Genomic DNA, 18,215 nt, shown 5'->3' on the forward strand with positions numbered 1-18,215 from the left:
CAGCTGAGATAACGCGGTTCTCGTTGTATTTAGGCTACAGGATTCGCCTCACCAACTTGTAGTAGAACTACAGTTTACGCCGGAAATATGGGCTTTTATGAAAGCAAATATCAGGCTGTGCTGGGATGCCGGGCCGCAATTCCGCCGGAATTTCTCAGCTGAAAGGTAATCTGAAGGAAAATGACCTTGCGGATGTATTTCGACTAAATTCAGGCAAGCTGCCGTCGTTTGAAATGACAGAGTTTTCAGAGTATTCTCTTGAAAAATCAAAGAACTAAGCCCGGCCATGCGAAAAATACGGGCCTGTAGTACGACTACTTTAACTGGAGACTGCATGATTAAAGCCTCGCTGACGGCCCTGCTCGCCCTGCTGCCCACGCTGGCCTGCGCCGCACCGCAACCCTACCGCATCGACCACATGGAACCGCCGCTCTGGTGGGCCGGCATGCACAACACCAGGCTGCAACTGATGGTGCACGGTCCGCAGATTGCCGATCTGGAGCCGGCGCTGGATTATCCGGGCGCGCGCATTGCGAAGGTGTCCCGCGTGGCCAACCGCAACTACCTGTTCATCGACCTGGAGATCGCGCCGGACGCCAAGCCCGGCCAGTTGCAGCTGCTGTTCCAGCGCGGCGCGACCACCCTGCGCTACAACTACGCGCTGCTGGCGCGCGCGCAAGGCTCGGCGCAGCGCGCGGGCTTCAACAGCACCGACGCCATCTACCAGGTGATGCCCGACCGCTACGCCAACGGCGATCCGGCCAACGACAGCGTGGCCGGCTACGCCGACAAGCTGGATCGCGCAGACGGCTCCGGACGTCACGGCGGCGACATCCAGGGCATCATCAATCACCTCGACTATGTGGCGGCGATGGGCTTTACGCAGCTGTGGCCTACGCCGCTGCTGGAATCGAATATGCCGCACGGCTCTTACCACGGCTACGCGTCCACCGACCATTACCGCATCGATCCGCGCTACGGCAGCAACGAGAGCTTCCGCCAACTGGCGACACAGGCGCGCGCCAAAGGCATCGGCGTGATACAGGACGTGGTGCTGAACCACATCGGCAGCAAGCACTGGTGGATGCAGGATATGCCGATGCAGGACTGGCTGACCTACCAGGGCAAGTACGTACCGACCGCGCACCATCGCGTGGCGGTGCAGGACCCCTATGCGTCGGAACAGGACAAGCGCAACTTCACCCAGGGCTGGTTCGTGCAAGGCATGCCGGATCTGAACCAGGCCAATCCCTATGTGGCCAATTACCTGATCCAGAACAGCATCTGGTGGATCGAATATGCCGGGCTGTCCGGCCTGCGTGTGGACACCTACGGCTACTCCAACACCGGCTTCCTCAGCCGCTGGTCCGGCGCGGTGATGGCCGAGTATCCGGAGCTGAATCTTGTGGGGGAAGAGTGGAGTCCGCTGATACCGGTGGTGGCGCACTGGCAGCGCGGCAAGCAGAACTTCGACGGCTACGTCTCGCACATGCCAAGCATGATGGACTTCCCGCTCAACGACGCCTTGCGCCGCGCGCTGGTGGCGCCGGATGGTGCGGAGCAAAGCCTGACTACCTTGTACGAAACGCTGTCGCAGGATTACCTTTATCCGGACGCGGGCAAGCTGGTTCTGTTTGAAGGCAACCATGACCTGTCGCGCATCTACAGCGCGCTGGACGCGGACCAGGACCTGTTCCGCATGGCGATGGCGCTGGTGGCGACACTGCCGCGCATTCCGCAATTCTATGCCGGTACCGAAATCCAGATGACCAGCACCACCAGGGGCCGCGACGACGCCTCGTATCGCCACGACTTCCCCGGCGGCTGGTCTGGCGACAAGGTGAACGCCTTCACCGGCGCAGGATTGACGCAGCAGCAGGCAGCCGCGCAAGCGTATATCCGCAAGCTGCTCAACTGGCGCAAGACCGCCAGCGTGATTCACCACGGGAAGCTGATGCACTTCGGACCGGAACAAAATACCTACGTCTACTTCCGCTACGACGGCGCCAAAAAAGTGATGGTGGCGCTGAACAAGAACCGCAGCGACACCACGCTGCCGACCGAACGCTTTCAGGAAATGCTGAACGGTGCGCGCGCGGGCGTGGATGTCATCGGCGGCCAGCGCGTATCGCTGGATGGACAAGTTACATTGCCGGCGCGTTCCGCGCTGATACTGGAGATCGAATGAAGAAGTACCCTATCGCCCTGCTGCCTTTGCTCGCACTCGGCGCGCACGCCGCCACGACAAGCACCGCCAGCTATCCAACCTGGGACGGCAAACAGGAAACCGTCCGCTACGCGACGCCGGATGCCAGCGCGGCGCTGCGCAGCTATACGCAATCGACCACCATGCGCGTACGCGAAGGCGGCAAGCAGGAAATCCGCTATGCGGAATCTGCCCCCCTGCCGACTGTCCGCAGCGGCAACCTGGCCTTCGACGCGCTGTTCGCGCTGGCCGGCGCGGAAATGAAAATGGACTCCGTCAGCGAGATCCGCGACAGCAGCTACAACGGCGGCAACGCCATCCCCTGCGACTGCTTTGAAACCGGCGAATTGTGGCACTACGTATGGACCCGCGACCTGTCCTATGCCGCCGGCCTGGGCCTCGGCATGCTGGACCCGCAGCGCACGCGCAACTCGCTGGAATTCAAGCTGGCCGGCTACCGCGACGGCATCCAGGCTGGCACGCATGCTGTCAGCACGGACAACGGCTATCAGATCGTGCAGGACACCGGCAGCGGCGGCAGCTGGCCGGTCAGCACTGACCGCGTGACCTGGGCCTTCGGCGCCGATGAAGCACTGAAGGCGCTGCCGCCGGAGCAGCGCCGCGTCTTTGCCGAGAAAGCGCTGCGCGCCTTGCGCAACACGCTGGAGAATGACCGCATCGCCATCTGGGACGCCGCCGATGGCTTGTACAACGGCGAAGCATCCTTCCTCGACTGGCGCGAACAAAGCTACGCTGCCTGGATGCCGGGCGAGCTATCCTTCATGGCGACCTCCAAGGCGCTGTCCACCAACGCGGCCCACTACAAGGCGCTGACGCTGGCTGCGCAACTCGCCGCCGAACAAGGCGACGCCACTGCTGCGGCACGTTACAACGGCTGGGCCGCCAATCTGAAAGCCGCCATCAACAAACGCTTCTGGCAAGCCGACAGCGGCATGTACAGCAGCGTCACCGCCGGCCACTTCGACGGCGCAGCCATGTACAAATACGACTGGCTGGGACAATCGCTGGCCATCGTCACCGGCATTGCCGACCAGCGCCAGGCGCAGAGCATACTGGCGCACTATCCGCATGGCCCGCTGGGCGCGCCCGTAATCTGGCCGCAGCAAGCCAATACCGCCGTGTACCATAATCGCGCCATGTGGCCTTTCGTTACCGCCTATGGTTTGAAGGCGGCCATCATCGGCGGCAATGTCGCCGTGGCCGATGCGGCTTATGCGACCTTGATGCGCGGCGCGGCCACCAACCTGTCCAATATGGAGAATCTGGAATGGCTGTCCGGCCAGCCGATGCTGGATGACGGAAAACTGAGTGGCCCGGTGGTCAACTCGCGCCGCCAGCTATGGTCAGTGGGTGGCTATCTGGGCATGGTGGTTGGCGGCGTGTTTGGCGTGCAGACCACCAATGACGGCATTGCGCTGCACCCATTCATCACCGCCCGGCTGCGGCGCGAGGCATTCGCCGGCAGCGATGCGATCACGCTCAACAAACTGGCGCTGCGCGGCAAGCAGATCACCGTGCGCGTGCAACTGCCTGCGGCGGCAAATGGCAATGGCTACTACGCGATCGACAGCATCACGCTGAATGGCAAGCCGGCTACCGCCAAGCTGGCGTGGGATGCGATGGCGGACCAGAACAGCATCGAGATCCGCCTGGGCAAACTGCTGCCGGGCCAGCAGGCCAAGCGCAGCGTCAGCGCACAGCCGCTGGCGCCGGACGCCGCCGTCTACGCGCCGGCCGAGCCGCGCATCGCCAAACTGGCGCGCGGCAGCCATGGTTATCCGACGCTGAACATCGAAGGCGGCGGCAAGGGCGTCGTCTACAACGTCTACCGCAACGGCCAGCTGGCCGGCGCACGCATCTCGGCCGCCACCTGGGCTGACCGCAAGACCGTCGCCGCCGGCAATCTGTGCTACGCGGTGGAAGCCGTGTACACCAGCTCCGGCAACCGCAGCCATCACAGCATGCCGGCATGCCTGAACCAGGGCCAGGAAATCGACGTATCACGCCCGGCGTGGGGCGTGCCCAGCGATACCTTTGCACAGCAGCTCAGCATCGAGCGTGAAGGCAGCTACGCGGTGCAGATCAAGTACCGCAACACTGCCCACCAGATCAACCTGGGCGTTAGCGGCGGCGTCAAATGGGCGGCGCTGAAAGACAGCAAGGGCAACACGGTCGCCAACGGCGTGGTGCAGCTGCCGCACTCCCCTGCGGAAGAAGGCGCCAAGTATTCCACGCCGCTACGCGCCAATCTTCAGCCGGGCAGCTACACGCTGCAGCTGGAGGACTTCTACAACATGAGCTACATGAAGAACAACGCCACCTACAGCGACACGGGCGGCGTCAAAGGCGCGTCCAACCAGTTCGACATACACGGCGTGCGTGTCATGCCCGTGCCGAAAAGCGAAGCGCCAAGCAAGGCTGTCGCCACCGGAACGCTGCGCATCGTTGACAACGCGGGCACACGCAAGCTGCGCATTTACCTGCCACCCGGCTATGAGGATCAGCCGCAGCAGCGCTATCCAGTGCTGTACATGCACGACGGCCAGAACCTGTTCGATCCGAAAACCGCAGCCTTCGGCGCGGCCTGGAAGATGGGCGCCAACCTGGACAAGCTGATCGCCAGCGGCGCCATCCAACCGATCATCGTGGTTGGCATCGACAACGCCGGTGCGCAGCGCGTCGATGAATACACGCCCTGCTGCGACAAGCAATATGGCGGCGGCAAGCTCGACGCTTACGCCGCCTTCATCGTCGATACCGTCAAGCCATGGGCCGACGCCAACCTGCGCACACTGAAAGATCGCGAGCACACCGCCATCATGGGTTCCTCGCTGGGCGGGATTGCCTCGGTCTACATTGCGCAGAAATATCCGCAGGTGTTCTCCATGGCGGGCGGCGTGTCCAGCTCGTTCTGGTGGAATGAGCAGATGTTCATCCGCCAGTTGCCGGAAGCACCTCCGGTGAAGTTCTACATCGACGCCGGCACCGACAACGATGGCCTCGAAGACACACGCAAGATGCGCGACGCCATGAAGGCCAAAGGCTATCAGCTCTACTACCACGAGGCCGAAGGCGGCGCCCACAACGAAAAGTCATGGGCCGCCCGCGTGCAGCTGCCGCTGATCTGGTTCTTCAGGAAGTAAGCAGCAGCCGGCTGCGCGCAGGCCGCACGGCCGGCTGATCCTGCAATTTGAAGATGCTGACCGCCTCGCGTAAACCGGCCGCCTGCTGCTCCAGCGAATCGGCGGCGGCCGCCGCTTCTTCCACCAGCGCGGCATTCTGCTGGGTCACGCTATCCATCTGACTGATGGCGATGCTGATCTGCTCGATGCCGTCGCGCTGCTCGACACTGGCCACCGAGATTTCGCCGATAATCGCCGTCACCCGCTGCACGCTGGCCACCACTTCGTTCATCGTTTCGCCCGCCTGGCCAACCAGGCGGCTGCCCTCTTCCACCCGGCCCACCGAGGTGCCGATCAGCTCCTTGATCTCGCGCGCCGCTGCTGCCGAACGCTGCGCCAGGTTGCGCACTTCCGACGCCACCACCGCAAAGCCGCGCCCCTGCTCACCCGCACGCGCCGCTTCGACCGCTGCGTTCAAGGCGAGAATATTGGTCTGGAACGCGATGCCGTCGATGACGCCGATGATGTCGACAATCTTGCGCGAGCTGTCGTTGATCTCGCCCATGGTGTGCATCATCTGCGCCACCGCATCGCCGCCCTTGGCCGCAACCGTCGATGCGGCATCCGCCAGCTTGCAGGCTTCGGTGGCATTGGCGTTATTCTGCTGCACGGTAGTGGTCAGCTCCACCATGGCGGCGGCGGTCTGCTCCAGCGAACTGGCCTGCTCCTCGGTGCGCCCCGACAGGTCCAGATTACCAGCGGCGATTTCGGTCGCCGCATGATGAATGGTTTCCGTCCCCGAGCGCACCTTGCCGACGATGCTGCCCAGCTTATGCTGCATTGATTTCAGCGCCCCCAACAGTTCGCCGATTTCGTCCCTGGTGCTGACCCGCACCTCGCTGCTCAGATCACCGGCGGCCACCGTATGCGCCATCACCACTGCCTCATCCAGCGGGCGGGTGATGCTGCGTATCAGCGACATCACGGTCACGCAGCCCACTGCCACGGTAATCAGCAAGGTAATCCCCATGGCGATCATGGTCTGGTGGTGTGCGGTACGGTTTTCCTCCTCCATCGCCGCCGTCAGCCGTGCCGACTCCTTGCCGATGAAGTCGACGATGTCGTCGATCTTCTTGGTCGGCTCCCGGTCCATGCCTTTGACCAGCGCATCCACCACATGCGCGCTTTCCGGATTAGCGGGATCGTATTTTTTCAGCGCGTCCATGTAGCGCGTTACCAGCTCGTTCTGCGTGGCGATGGCTTCGCCGACCAATGGTGTTTTCAAGTCCAGCTTGCCCAGCAGGCCATCCAGTTTTTGCAGTTCGCCGCGCGTGGCTTCGCCGCCTTTGACAAAGGCCTTGCTGTAGCGGTCCAGTTGGGCGGGATCGTTACCGCGTATCAGAATATTCTTCCACTCCTGGACCTGGATCTTGAACTCCACCTGCGCGCTGCGCGCCGTATCGATGGCCTGGCTAAGTGCGGCCGCGCGCGCCATCGCGTCGGCGCTGCGCAGATTGCTGCTGTCCAGCGCGCGCCAGCCGGCGGTGGCAACAATCGCCAATGCGACAAAAAAGAAAGCGCCCAGCAGTCCCAGGCGCACGCCTATTTTGAGATCGGCAAGTTTCATCGTTTCTTCCCCGGCGATGGTGATAAGCCATCATGCACGCAAGGCGCGAAAATGCCAATCGGAAGCGGAAATTACGACAACTGGCGGGCGTAAATGTTGGTAGGACGATTATCAGGCGGCAGCGTTTTGTGTTCAATAAACGTCAGTCCCAGCTTTGCCAGCAGATTGATCGACACCGTATTGGCCGGATTGGTAATCCCCATCAGGCGCCTGATGCCGAGCACGTCGCGGGCATAGCCGACCACGGCGGCAGCGGCTTCGTAGGTATAGCCCTGGCCGAAATAAGCCGGGCGGATGGCGTAGCCGATATCCACATCGGGCAGGCTGTCGCGCTTGATCAGGCCGCACAAGCCCAGCGGCTTGCCGTCGCTCTTGCGCTCCATCACATACAGCGAATGGCCATGCCGTTCCTGCATGACGCACGGGCCGTCGATGATGGCTGTGCGCGCGCCTTCCACACTGCGGATGCCCTTGTCGCCGATATGCTCCAGCCAGGTGGGGTCGTTGACCAGTTCGTAGTAAAAGGCGGCGTCGTCGGGCGTGATGGTGCGCAGGCTCAGGCGCTCGGTTTCCAGTATCTTCATGCGTCCGGCCAGTGGGTTGGATCTTCCAGCAATTGGTACATCACGTAGACATCCACATAGCCGAGATACTGGTGGCGGTAGGCGCGCGGCAAGGTGCCGACGATGGAGAAGCCCAGCTTTTTCCACAGCAGCACGGCCGGCATATTCGAGCTGACCACGTAATTGAACTGCATTGCCAGATAGCCCTGTGCGCGGGCGCGCTCCAGGCAGTCGCCGCCCAGCAGCTTGCCAACGCCGATGCCCTGCGCCGCCGGGCTGACCATGAAGGATGCACTGGCGACGTGATTGCCACGGTCGAGCTGATTGGGAATCAGCCGATACATGCCAACCAGGCGCTCACCGTTGAGCACGGCGACAAAACTCTGGATGCCCGGACCGAACCAGTAGGCATGGCAATCTTCGCGGCTGGTATCAGCGGCAAAATAATAGGTGTCGCCGCTGGCAATCAGTTCCTGAAATATTTCCCACATGGCGGCAAAGTCGGCTTCCGTGGCGGATCGGATGGCGATTTCTTTCAAGGCAACTCCAAGCGGATTTAACAGTGTCCAATTGTCATGTATTTCCAGGGCCAAGTCCAGCCAGGATTGCTGACTGAGGCTCAGCGATTCAGCCGGAAATTGACGCTCCCGGGACGGCCCGGCAGGCTCAGGCGTGCATGCGCGCGCGGCGATTCCGCAATAATTTTTCCTCTGCGCATCACCAGTCGGCGCGCGGCACGCAGGCGGATCGCCTCCACCGGATCGGCCGCGTCCAGCAGCACCAGGTCGGCGTGGCAGCCGGGCGCGACACCATAGCCTTGCAGGCCGAGGATGGCGGCCGGGGTGCTGGTGACGGCGCGGAAGCAATCGCCCATCCCCTCCTGGCCAGTCATCTGCGCCACATGCAGACCCATGTGCGCGACTTCCAGCATATCGCCCGAGCCCAGGCTGTACCACGGGTCCATCACGCAGTCGTGACCGAAGGCGACTGGTATGCCGGCCGCCAGCAGCTCCGGCACGCGGGTCATGCCGCGCCGCTTCGGATAGCTGTCGTGACGGCCTTGCAAAGTGATATTGATCAGCGGATTGGCGATGGCGTTGACGCCCGCCTCGTGCATCAGCGGCAGCAGCTTGCTGACGTAGTAGTTGTCCATCGAGTGCATGGAGGTCAGGTGCGAGCCCGTCACGCGGCCATGCAGGCCCAGCCGGTTGCTCTGGTAAGCCAGCGTTTCGATGTGGCGCGACAGCGGATCGTCGGACTCGTCGCAGTGCATGTCCACCATCAGTCCTTGGTCGGCGGCGTACTCGCACAGGATACGCACCGACTCGGCGCCATCGGCCATGGTGCGCTCGAAGTGCGGAATGCCGCCCACTACATCGACGCCCATGCCGATGGCGCGCTTCAGGTTCAGCAGCGCGTTGGGCGCGCGCAGCACGCCGTCCTGCGGAAACGCCACCAGTTGCAGATCCAGGTAAGGCGCAACCAGGCGCTTGACCTCCAACAGCGCCTCCACCGCCAGCAGGCGGTCATCGCAGACATCGACATGCGAGCGGATCGCCAGCAGGCCGCGCGCCGCCGCCCAGTCGCAGTATTGCAGCGCGCGGTCGATCAGCGCCTGCTGGGTCAGTTGCGGTTTCAGCTCGCCCCATAGCGAGATGCCTTCCAGCAGCGTGCCGGAAGCGTTCACGCGCGGCAGGCCGTAGCTCAGCGTGGCGTCCATGTGGAAGTGCGCGTCAACGAAAGGTGCGCTCAGCAAATCGCCGGCGGCGTCGATTTCCTGCGCCGCCTGCACCGGCAAGCGCGGGCCGACAGCGGCGATCCGGCCATCGGCGATGGCGACGTCCACGCCCTGTTGTCCGTCCGCCAGGTTGGCGTTGCGTATCACGACATCCATCTGCACTCCCGTTGATTTGAAGTAAGGACAATTGTAGGCATATTCAACAAAATACTCCAATTGTTGCATCGCATTAATTGATAGAACCTTTTTGCATGCACATGGTGGAAAAAATAACTTTCCATCGCCAACAATGCTGGCTAAAATGGCTTTATTGCGTTGCATCATAATCTCAGGAGAAACCATGTCTTCGATTACCGAGCAATTTTCCGCAGTGACGAAATCGCAACTGGAAGCACAATTTCAGATTCTAAACACTCTGGCCAGCACGGCAGTCGATAGCGCAGAGAAAGTCATCGCGCTCAATATCAGCACCACCAAGGCATCGGTTGAAAAATCGTCCGCCGCCGCCAAGCAGTTACTGGCGATCAAGGACCCGAAAGAATTGTTCAGCCTGGGCGCAGCGCAAGCGCAGCCGGGCAGCTTTGACGCGCTGCTGTCCTATGGCCGCGAGCTGTACAGCATCGCCTCGACCGCCCAAAATGCGCTGATCAAGAGTACGCAGAGCAGCTTCAAGCAAGTGAGCGAGGTCGCCGCCAAGGCACCGGCAGCGGTAGCGGCAGCCACCAAAGCCACGCCGCCAGCGCTGGCGGCAGCGGTCAGCGCCGCCGTCACCGCCGCCAACGAACCAGTCGCCGCCACCATCGCGGCAGCGGTGCCCAAAGCGCCAAAAGCCAAGCCACTCGCCGCGCCGATTCCTGAGCAGGAAGACTTCATCGAAGTCAAAGTCGAGGCAAAGCCTTCCTTCCCGGTGCCTGAAACCAAAGCCGTCAAAGCCGCGCCCAAGGCCAAGAAATAAACACGGGGGCCATCCGGCCCCGTCTTTTTTGTGCATGCTGTATCCTAGCGGGCTACACGCTTTTCGAGGCAACATGCATGTCTAAACTCTCCCGGCTGATTGGCGGTTTCGTCCGCCAGCACAGCCGTGCCTATTTGGTGTCCGGCGTCATGCTGGCCGGCGTGGCGACCCTGAGTGTCTGGGTGCCGCGCAAAGTCGGCGCCATGATCGACGGCTTGGCCAACCACACCTTGTCCGGCAACGCGCTACTGATGGAAATCGGCGCGCTGCTGCTGATCGGTCTCGGCATTTACTTCCTGCGCGTCGCCTGGCGGCAGATCCTGTACGGCGCCGCCTACCAGCTGGGCGTGTCGCTGCGCACCCGCCTGTACACCCGCATGACGCTGCAAGGCCCGGCCTTCTACCAGCGCCAGCGCACCGGGGACCTGATGGCGCTGGCCACCAACGATATCGACGCCATCGAAATGGCCGCCGGCGAGGCCATGCTGGCCGGTTTCGACGGCGCGCTCACCTTGGTGATGGTGCTGGGCGTGATGCTGCTCGGCGTCGACTGGCGCCTGGCCTGCATCGCCCTGCTGCCCTTCCCGCTGATGGGCTGGGCGTTCTGGTATATCTCCGGCCATATCCACACCGCCTCCACCGATTCGCTCAAGCGGTTCAGCGCGCTCAACGACCATGTGCAGGAAACCCTGTCTGGCGTGCGCACCTTGCGCGCGCTGGGGCTGGAGCAGCGCAGCGCCCGGCAGTTCTCCACCCTGGCCGGCCAGGCCGCCGACGCCAGCCTGCGCGCGCAAGTCTGGGAAGCCGCCTACGAACCCGCCGTCGGCCTGACGCTGACCGCCGCCAGCGGCCTGACGCTGGGCCTGGGCGGCTACCTGATCTGGCATGAGCAACTGACCGTCGGTTCGCTGACCGCGTTCACCATGTACCTGGGCCAGCTGATCTGGCCAATGTTCGCCGCCGGCTGGGTGCTGTCGCTGATCGAACGCGGCCGCGCCGCCTGGCAGCGCCTGCATCCAATGCTGGAAGCGCCGCTGGCGGTTGAGGATCATGGCACGCTGACTGAGGTGCCAGCCGGCCCGATCACGCTGCGCGATGTCAGCTACGCCTATTCGGGTCCATCCGCGCCCGCCATCAATGACATTTCGCTGGAGCTGAAACCAGGCCAGACGCTCGGCCTGGTCGGCCCGACCGGTAGCGGCAAGTCCACCTTGCTGCGGGTGCTGCTGCGCCAGTTGACACCACAACACGGCAGCGCCCAGTGGAGCGGCCACGCGCTCGACCAGTACACGCTGCACGCGCTGCGCGCCGCCATCAGCTGGGTGCCGCAGGAGTCCTTCCTGTTCTCGGCGTCGATCGCCGACAATATCGCGCTGGCCAAACCCGGCGCCACGCGCGCGCAGATTGAACACGCCGCCAGCCTGGCCGCCATCCACGACGACATCCTGCTGTTCGCTGATGGCTACGATACCCAGGTCGGCGAAAAAGGCATCACGCTGTCAGGCGGCCAGCGCCAGCGGGTCGCCATCGCCCGCGCGCTGCTGGCTGATAACGACTTGCTGCTGCTGGATGACGCGCTGTCCGCCGTCGATACCGGCACCGAGACACGCATCCTGCAACACCTGGAGGAACTGCGTGCGCAACGCAGCGGCCGCAGCGCCGTCATCGCCAGCCACCGCCTCAGCTCCGTGGTCAGCGCCGACCTGATTATCGTGCTGCGCGACGGCCGCATCACCGAAACCGGCAGCCACGAACAGCTGCTCGCGCTGGACGGCTGGTATGCCAGCCAGTGGCGCTATCAACAATTGGAAGCAAGTCTTGATGAAGCCTGAATCGAAACCTGACGCGGCGTCCACCACCGGCCAGATGCGGCAGGCGTTCACGCTACTGCACCGCGCCGCGCGGCCGGACCAGCACCACCTGTCGTGGGCCGTGCTGTGGCTGATCCTCGCCGCGCTGCTGGAAGTGCTGGGCCCCATCATGGGCAAGGCGCTGATCGACGAACACCTGCTGCCGCACCATCTCGACTGGCCGCGCATGGCGGGCCTGCTGGCCGGCCTGGTGCTAACCGGCTGGATCGCCAGCGGCCTGCGCTACCTGCAACTGGTGCGCCTGTCCGGCCTGGCCATGCGCTCAGTGATGCGCCTGCGCGAAATGGTCTACACCCATGTGCTGCTGTTGCCGATGTCCTTCTTCGACCGCGCCATCACCGGCCAGCTGGTGTCGCGCGTCACCAACGACACCGAGGCGGTCAAAAGCCTGTACATCCAGGTGCTGTTCGTCATGCTCGATTCCACCATCGTGCTGATCGGCACCGTCTGCGCCATGGCCTTCCTCGACTGGCGGCTGATGCTGATCGTGCTGGCGCTGCTGCCGGCAGTGCTGCTGATCGTCTGGCTGTACCAGCGCTGGAGTGCGCCGGCGGTGACGCGCGCGCGCGCGCTGCGCAGCGAGATCAATGGCCAGATGGCGGAATCCATCGGCGGCATGAGCGTGCTCCAGGCCAGCAACGCCGAGCAGCGTTTCGGCCAGCGCTTCGCTGCTACCAATGAAAATCACTACACGGCGCGGCTGGCCGAGCTGCGCGCCAACGCCTGGCTGCTGCGGCCCGCGCTCGACCTGTTCAACATCCTGCTGCTGGCGGCGGTGATTTTCCTGTTCGGCCAGCGCGAGATGACCGCCACCGAAGTCGGCGTGCTGTACGCCTTCATCAGCTACCTGGCGCGCGTGATCGAACCGCTGATCCAGATCACCATGCAATTCAGCCAGTTGCAGCAATCGGTGGTGGCCACCGCGCGCGTGGCGACCTTGCTGAACGAAGGCGCAGCGCAGGAACACAGCGGCCAGGCCGCGCGCGCCAGCGCAGCCAATGACAGCAGCGCGCCCGCCGTCGCCATCCGCCACCTCAACTTCGCTTACAACCCTGGCCAGCCGGTGCTGCACGACCTGTCGCTGGAGATACCGCAAGGCGATTTCGTCGGCATCGTCGGCCACACCGGCAGCGGAAAATCGACGCTGCTGTCGCTGCTGCTGCGCTTCTATCCGGCCGAGCATGGCAGCATCCTGATGCACGGCGTGCCGCTGGACGATATCGACAACGAACGCTTCCGCGCCGAAGTCGGCCTGGTGCCGCAAGACCCGTTCCTGCTGGCCGCGTCCGCGCGCGAGAACATCGACATGGGACGCGGCCTGACGCAAGAGCAGATCGAAACCGCCGCGCGCGCCGCCCACGCCCACGATTTCATCACGGCGCTGGGCCAGGGATACGACACGCCGCTGGGTGAAGGCGGCTCGCGGCTGTCAGTCGGCCAGAAGCAGCTGATCGCGATCGCCCGCGCGCTGGCCGGCACGCCGCGCATCCTGCTGCTGGACGAAGCAACTTCCCACATCGATTCGCAAACCGAGCAGATCGTGCAAACCGCGCTGGATGAGCTGCGCGGCAAGGTGACGGTGATCGCCATCGCGCACCGCCTGTCCACCATCCGCGACGCCAGCCGCATTATTGTGCTGAACCACGGCCGCATTACGGAAACCGGCGCGCACGAGCAGCTGATGCAAATTGATGGCGGCTTGTATCAACGTCTATATCTTTTGCAGCAACTGGCCGCATAAAGTGCTTAAAAGCCACTAAAAACTGTGCGGTTTTACTGAAAAATCGCAGCCCGCTGGGCTTTCTTGATTGCAACAGGCCTATAATTGTCTGGAGATTGCGGTGCAATTCGCGAGGGCGTCAAGTTGGCAGGATCAAGAAACAGCGGGTGGTGGCAAACAACACATCGCACCATGGTGGCGGCCATTGCGTTGACGCTGGCGCCCGCATGGGCGCTGGCCCAGTCGACGCTGGACGAACGCATCCTCGACATCCGCGAACAAAGCCGCTTCGTTCCCGACAAGGCGCTGGCCCAGCTGCAAAAACTGCAGCCCGAGCTGCCGGCGGCCTCCACCTACACCCGCGCCGAATTCCTGACCCAGATGAGCGCCACCCGCATGCGGCTGGGGCAGAATGATGTGGCGCTGGAAGCCGCCGACCAGGTGATCGCCTTCGGCAAATCGCTGCATGATGAGGCCATCATCGCCAAGGGCATGCTGGCAAAGACCTATGTGCTGTTTGCGCAAGCCGACATCGACGCCGCGCACCGGCTGGCGTTCGAAGCGGAAAAGCTGGCGCTGACCACGCGCGACAATGCGCTCAAAGTGCAGGCCACGATCACCGCCGGCCAGACTTACGCCGAGCAGGGCAACTTCCCTTCCGCGCTACAGCGGCTACAGCACGCGGTGGAAATGGCGCGCCTGCCAGCCGGCGACCGTATCAGCCTGGTGGCGGCGCTGAACGCACTGGCCAAGCTGCACACCCAGATGAAGGAATACGACAACGCCGCCGAAACGCTGGCCGAGCTGTTGGGCGAAACCGAAAAACTCAATTCGCCCGGCCGCATGGCAATGGCCAAGAACACCGAGTACGGCCTGGCCATCGACTCCGGCCAGCCGCAGCGCGCCCTACGCGTGCTACAGGAAAACCTGGTCCTGGAACGCAAGATGGGCGCGGAACGGATGGTCGGCGTCACGCTGGTCAACCTGTCGGACAGCTACCTGAAGCAGCACGACTTTGCCCGCGCGGTGCAGTATGCGCAAGAGTCGCTGCTGTCGGCGCAGAAGACCAGCGACAAATCCACCGAAGCCACCGCACGCCTCAACCTGGGCCAGGCCTACCTCGGCATGGGCCGGCTGGAAGAGGGCAAGAAGCAGTATGAACTGGGCCTGGCGCGCTACGAGCAGGAGAACAACAAGCCCGACCTGCAGGTGGCGCTACGCGAATATGGCGAAGCGCTGGAGCGCGCCGGTGATCTGCGCGGCGCGGTGGCCGCCTATCATCGCGAACGCGATATCTCCAACGAGCTGTTTGAAAAACGCCGCCAGCAAGCCATGCTGGAGCTACAGGAAAAATACGAAGGCGAAAAGAAGCAGCGCCAGATCGAGCTGCTGAGCCATGAGAATCTGGTCAAGGGCGCGGAGATCGACAACCGCCGCCTGCAGCAGCGCGTATGGTGGCTACTGGCGCTGGTGTTCGCGCTGGCGGCTGCGGTGGTCGGCCTGCTGTACCGCAAAGTGCGGCATACCAATGCGCAGCTGGAGGTGAAGAACCTGGAGCTGAAAGCGCAGTCGACGCTTGATCCACTGACATCGCTGTACAACCGCCGCCACTTCCAGGACTTCATGCGCAGCCTGAATACGCAGCAGCGCTCGGACGATATCGTCGGCGCGCTATTCCTGCTCGACGTCGACCACTTCAAGCATATCAACGACAACTACGGCCACGCAGCCGGCGATGCGGTGCTGAAGATGATCGCCGAAAACCTGCGCATCGCGCTACGCGAGACTGACATGATCGTGCGCTGGGGCGGCGAGGAATTCCTGGCCTTCCTGCCGGCGATCCCGCGCCACGGCGTAGATGAAATCGCGCGGCGGATCTTGCTGAGCATTTCGTCGCAATCGCTGAAATACCAGGAGCAGCAGATATCAGTGAATGTGTCGGTCGGCTTCTCGCCCTTCCCGCTGATACCGGGCGGCGAGCCGCTGCCGTGGGAACGCGCGGTCAACCTGGTCGACATGGCGCTGTACCTGGCCAAGGCACATGGCCGCAATCGTGCTTACGGCGTGCGCGGATTCGAGAACTTCCACCTGACCTCGATGGACGTCATCGAACAGGACCTGGAACGTGCGTGGCGCTCCGGCTTCGTGGATTTGAGCGTGGTGCTGGGCGGCGAACCTGGCGCGCATCCGCCGACGCCGACGGAGCACGACAACGTCGTCTCCATCCGCCAGGCGGCGCGCCAGCACTGATTACTTCTTGGTCTCGCGTTCTTCGGCCGAGGTCTGCATCTTCTCGCCGGCGCGCTCCAGCTTGCGGCCGGCTTCCTTGCTCGCCTGGTTCAAGGTCTCGCCGGCCTTGTCGGCCGCCTGATCGAGGCGCTGGCTAGTTTCCTTGGCCGCTTCGCTGAGTTGCTGGTTGGCTTGTTTGGCGGCGTTATCCAGCCGCGCGCCAGCCTGCTCGGTGGCCTGGTCCAGCTTACGGCCGGCACGCTCGGCCGGACCGGCTTCGCTCGGATCGGCCTTCTTCTGGCAACCGCCCAGCAGCGCCAGCGTAGCCAGGGTCACCGCGACATAACGTATCATCATGATCATCTCCTGAAAGAATGAGTTCTTTCCAAGAGCATACATCTACCCGCTCGGCCACAGCGCACGTTTTGATGGGAATGGGACTTGCAGCAACCAGCCTTACAGGTTCTCGACGATCTTCTTCGGCGGGGGTGGTGGCGTGAAAACCACGGTTTCGGATTCCGGCGCGCCATCCATGGCATCGGATTTTTGCAGCCAATCCTGTAGTTTTTCCATGCGGCGGATCAGGATGCCCTTGCTGCTGATATAGCCCACCTGCTCGAAGTTCTCCGGCTTGCTGACCAGCTTGGACACGGTGGGCAGGTTTTCCGCCAGCCGTTCAAACGCCTTGCGCGCTTTCTGTTCCCATTTGACCAGGTTGGCTTCGTTGAAGCGGTTGCTTTCGTAGTAAATGGTGAGCGTTCGGTCATGATTGCCATAACCGACAATGGCTGCGCCCATGCGGACTGTTTCCAGCACATCGGCCTTGATCGCTGCCGTCGGCACAAACAACGCTGCGCGCCCGGTGGCGTCCGGTCGTTCCAGCGGCAAATCCTGTCCCATCACTCTGGTCATCATGCTTCCTGTAATTATCGCCATGGAGTTGCTGCTAGGCTATTTTTTGAATTCTATATCGCTCCTTTGTCCATTACAAGAAGAATACGCCGCACCGTGGCGTGCCCGGCAACTACCTTATAATGCGGGCTGACCCTTTATACCGCCGCACCATGACGTCCTCCCTCTCCCGTTTCGGGGCCATTTCCGAAGCCGCCGTCGATACCGCCGAACGCAATCTGCGCGACACCCTGAGCATCGCCATCGGACACCGCGCCCCGCACGCGGCGCTGATCGTCTACGACACCCGCACCGACCTGAATCGCGCGCTGACCGAAGCCTACCGCCGCGCCGCGCCGGATGCGCAGTTCATCGACTTCGACGCCACCACGCCGGAGCAGATCCTGGCTACCTTCGAGCGCATGCAGGCGGGTGACCTGGTGGTGCTGGTGCAATCGACCAGCTTCCGCATGGACGCCTACCGCATCCGCATCGAACTGTTCAAGCGCGGGCTGAAAGTGATCGAGCATGTGCACCTGTCGCGCATGCCGGGTGAACAGGGGCTGCACTATATCGATTCGCTGGCTTATGATCCTTCTTATTACCGCGGCGTGGGCCATGCGCTGAAGGAACGTATCGACAGCGCCCAGCGCGGCATGGTTGACAGCGGTGATGGCGCGCAACTGGTGTTCGACTCGCCATTTGAATCGGCCAAGCTGAATATCGGCGACTACAGCGGCATGCAGAATATCGGCGGGCAGTTCCCGCTGGGCGAAGTGTTCACCGAGGCGCAGGATCTGGAAGCGGTCAGTGGCCGGGCGCGCATCTTCGTGTTTGGCGATACCAAATTCCTGGTCAACAAACCAGCGGCGCCGATCACCATCATCGTCGACCAAGGCCGCGTGGTGGCCACCGAAGACAGCACGCCGGAATTTGAGCAGATGCTGTCCATCATCCGCGAGCACGAGGGTGAAGTGTGGCTGCGCGAACTGGGCTTCGGCATGAACCGCGCCTTTTCGCGCGACTGCATGGTGGACGACATCGGCACCTACGAACGCATGTGCGGCATCCACCTGTCGCTGGGCGCCAAGCACGGCGTCTACACCAAGCCGCAACTCAAGCGCAAAGACGCCCGCTACCACATCGACGTCTTCGCCGTCACCGACGGCGTCTACCTCGGCGACGACCGCATCTACCGTAACGGCGCCTGGGATATCGCCGCTATTGAAGCTGAACGACCATAATTTGATGCATCGCAACGGTGCGACGAAA

At 62.9% G+C, this 18,215-nt stretch carries 13 protein-coding genes; 7 read left to right on the top strand and 6 right to left on the bottom strand.

Annotated elements, in window-relative coordinates; translation table 11 throughout:
- The first annotated feature begins 334 nt into the window (after window positions 1–334).
- Together KW842_RS15025 and KW842_RS15030 are read left to right on the top strand one after the other, a co-directional pair.
- Window positions 335–2,188 (top strand): glycoside hydrolase family 13 protein, encoded by a 1,854-nt coding sequence (locus tag KW842_RS15025; RefSeq protein WP_218304911.1) that lies wholly within the window; start codon window positions 335–337, stop codon window positions 2,186–2,188.
- A complete protein-coding gene (locus tag KW842_RS15030; RefSeq protein ID WP_218304912.1) occupies window positions 2,185–5,370 on the top strand; it encodes an alpha/beta hydrolase-fold protein in 3,186 nt (1,061 codons plus the stop codon). Before KW842_RS15025 ends, KW842_RS15030 begins: the two co-directional genes overlap by 4 nt.
- On the opposite strand, the gene KW842_RS15035 is transcribed toward KW842_RS15030, so the two are convergent.
- The 4 genes from KW842_RS15035 to KW842_RS15050 form a co-directional block, all read right to left on the bottom strand.
- Entirely contained in the window at window positions 5,360–6,976 is a 1,617-nt protein-coding gene (locus KW842_RS15035) for a methyl-accepting chemotaxis protein (RefSeq protein ID WP_218304913.1), read from the bottom strand. The genes KW842_RS15030 and KW842_RS15035 overlap by 11 nt on opposite strands.
- Before the next feature lie 71 nt (window positions 6,977–7,047).
- On the bottom strand, window positions 7,048–7,560 hold the full coding sequence (locus tag KW842_RS15040; RefSeq protein ID WP_218304914.1) for a GNAT family N-acetyltransferase: 513 nt from the start codon (window positions 7,558–7,560) through the stop codon (window positions 7,048–7,050).
- Window positions 7,557–8,078: a GNAT family N-acetyltransferase gene (locus KW842_RS15045; RefSeq protein ID WP_218304915.1), complete on the bottom strand. Its 522-nt coding sequence runs from the start codon at window positions 8,076–8,078 to the stop codon at window positions 7,557–7,559. Before KW842_RS15045 ends, KW842_RS15040 begins: the two co-directional genes overlap by 4 nt.
- An 80-nt stretch (window positions 8,079–8,158) precedes the next feature.
- On the bottom strand, window positions 8,159–9,433 hold the full coding sequence (locus KW842_RS15050) for an amidohydrolase family protein (RefSeq protein ID WP_218304916.1): 1,275 nt from the start codon (window positions 9,431–9,433) through the stop codon (window positions 8,159–8,161).
- A 184-nt stretch (window positions 9,434–9,617) separates the two neighbouring features.
- Between KW842_RS15050 and KW842_RS15055 the strand changes: the two genes are divergently transcribed.
- The 4 genes from KW842_RS15055 (at window position 9,618) to KW842_RS15070 (ending at window position 16,073) form a co-directional block, all read left to right on the top strand.
- Entirely contained in the window at window positions 9,618–10,232 is a 615-nt protein-coding gene (locus tag KW842_RS15055) for a phasin family protein (protein WP_218304917.1), read from the top strand.
- Window positions 10,233–10,309: 77 nt separating this feature from the next.
- Window positions 10,310–12,064 carry an ABC transporter ATP-binding protein gene (locus tag KW842_RS15060; protein WP_218304918.1) on the top strand — a complete coding sequence of 585 codons (1,755 nt, stop codon included), beginning with the start codon at window positions 10,310–10,312 and terminating at the stop codon, window positions 12,062–12,064.
- Window positions 12,054–13,844: an ABC transporter ATP-binding protein gene (locus KW842_RS15065; RefSeq protein WP_218305030.1), complete on the top strand. Its 1,791-nt coding sequence runs from the start codon at window positions 12,054–12,056 to the stop codon at window positions 13,842–13,844. The genes KW842_RS15060 and KW842_RS15065 overlap by 11 nt, the downstream gene beginning before the upstream one ends.
- A 171-nt stretch (window positions 13,845–14,015) precedes the next feature.
- On the top strand, window positions 14,016–16,073 hold the full coding sequence (locus KW842_RS15070; RefSeq protein ID WP_218304919.1) for a diguanylate cyclase: 2,058 nt from the start codon (window positions 14,016–14,018) through the stop codon (window positions 16,071–16,073).
- Here the strand turns inward: KW842_RS15070 and KW842_RS15075 are convergent, their stop codons facing one another.
- Both KW842_RS15075 and KW842_RS15080 read right to left on the bottom strand, forming a co-directional pair.
- Complete coding sequence (locus KW842_RS15075; protein WP_229223705.1) at window positions 16,074–16,409, bottom strand: apolipophorin; 336 nt, start codon at window positions 16,407–16,409, stop codon at window positions 16,074–16,076.
- A 99-nt stretch (window positions 16,410–16,508) separates the two neighbouring features.
- Window positions 16,509–16,964: a hypothetical protein gene (locus tag KW842_RS15080; RefSeq protein WP_218305031.1), complete on the bottom strand. Its 456-nt coding sequence runs from the start codon at window positions 16,962–16,964 to the stop codon at window positions 16,509–16,511.
- Window positions 16,965–17,116: 152 nt separating this feature from the next.
- On the opposite strand from KW842_RS15080, the gene KW842_RS15085 reads away from it, so the two are divergent.
- Window positions 17,117–18,187 (top strand): hypothetical protein, encoded by a 1,071-nt coding sequence (locus KW842_RS15085; RefSeq protein ID WP_218304921.1) that lies wholly within the window; start codon window positions 17,117–17,119, stop codon window positions 18,185–18,187.
- Window positions 18,188–18,215 lie beyond the last annotated feature (28 nt).

Source organism: Duganella sp. sic0402, assembly GCF_019219065.1.
Classification (GTDB): Bacteria; Pseudomonadota; Gammaproteobacteria; order Burkholderiales; family Burkholderiaceae_D; genus Rugamonas.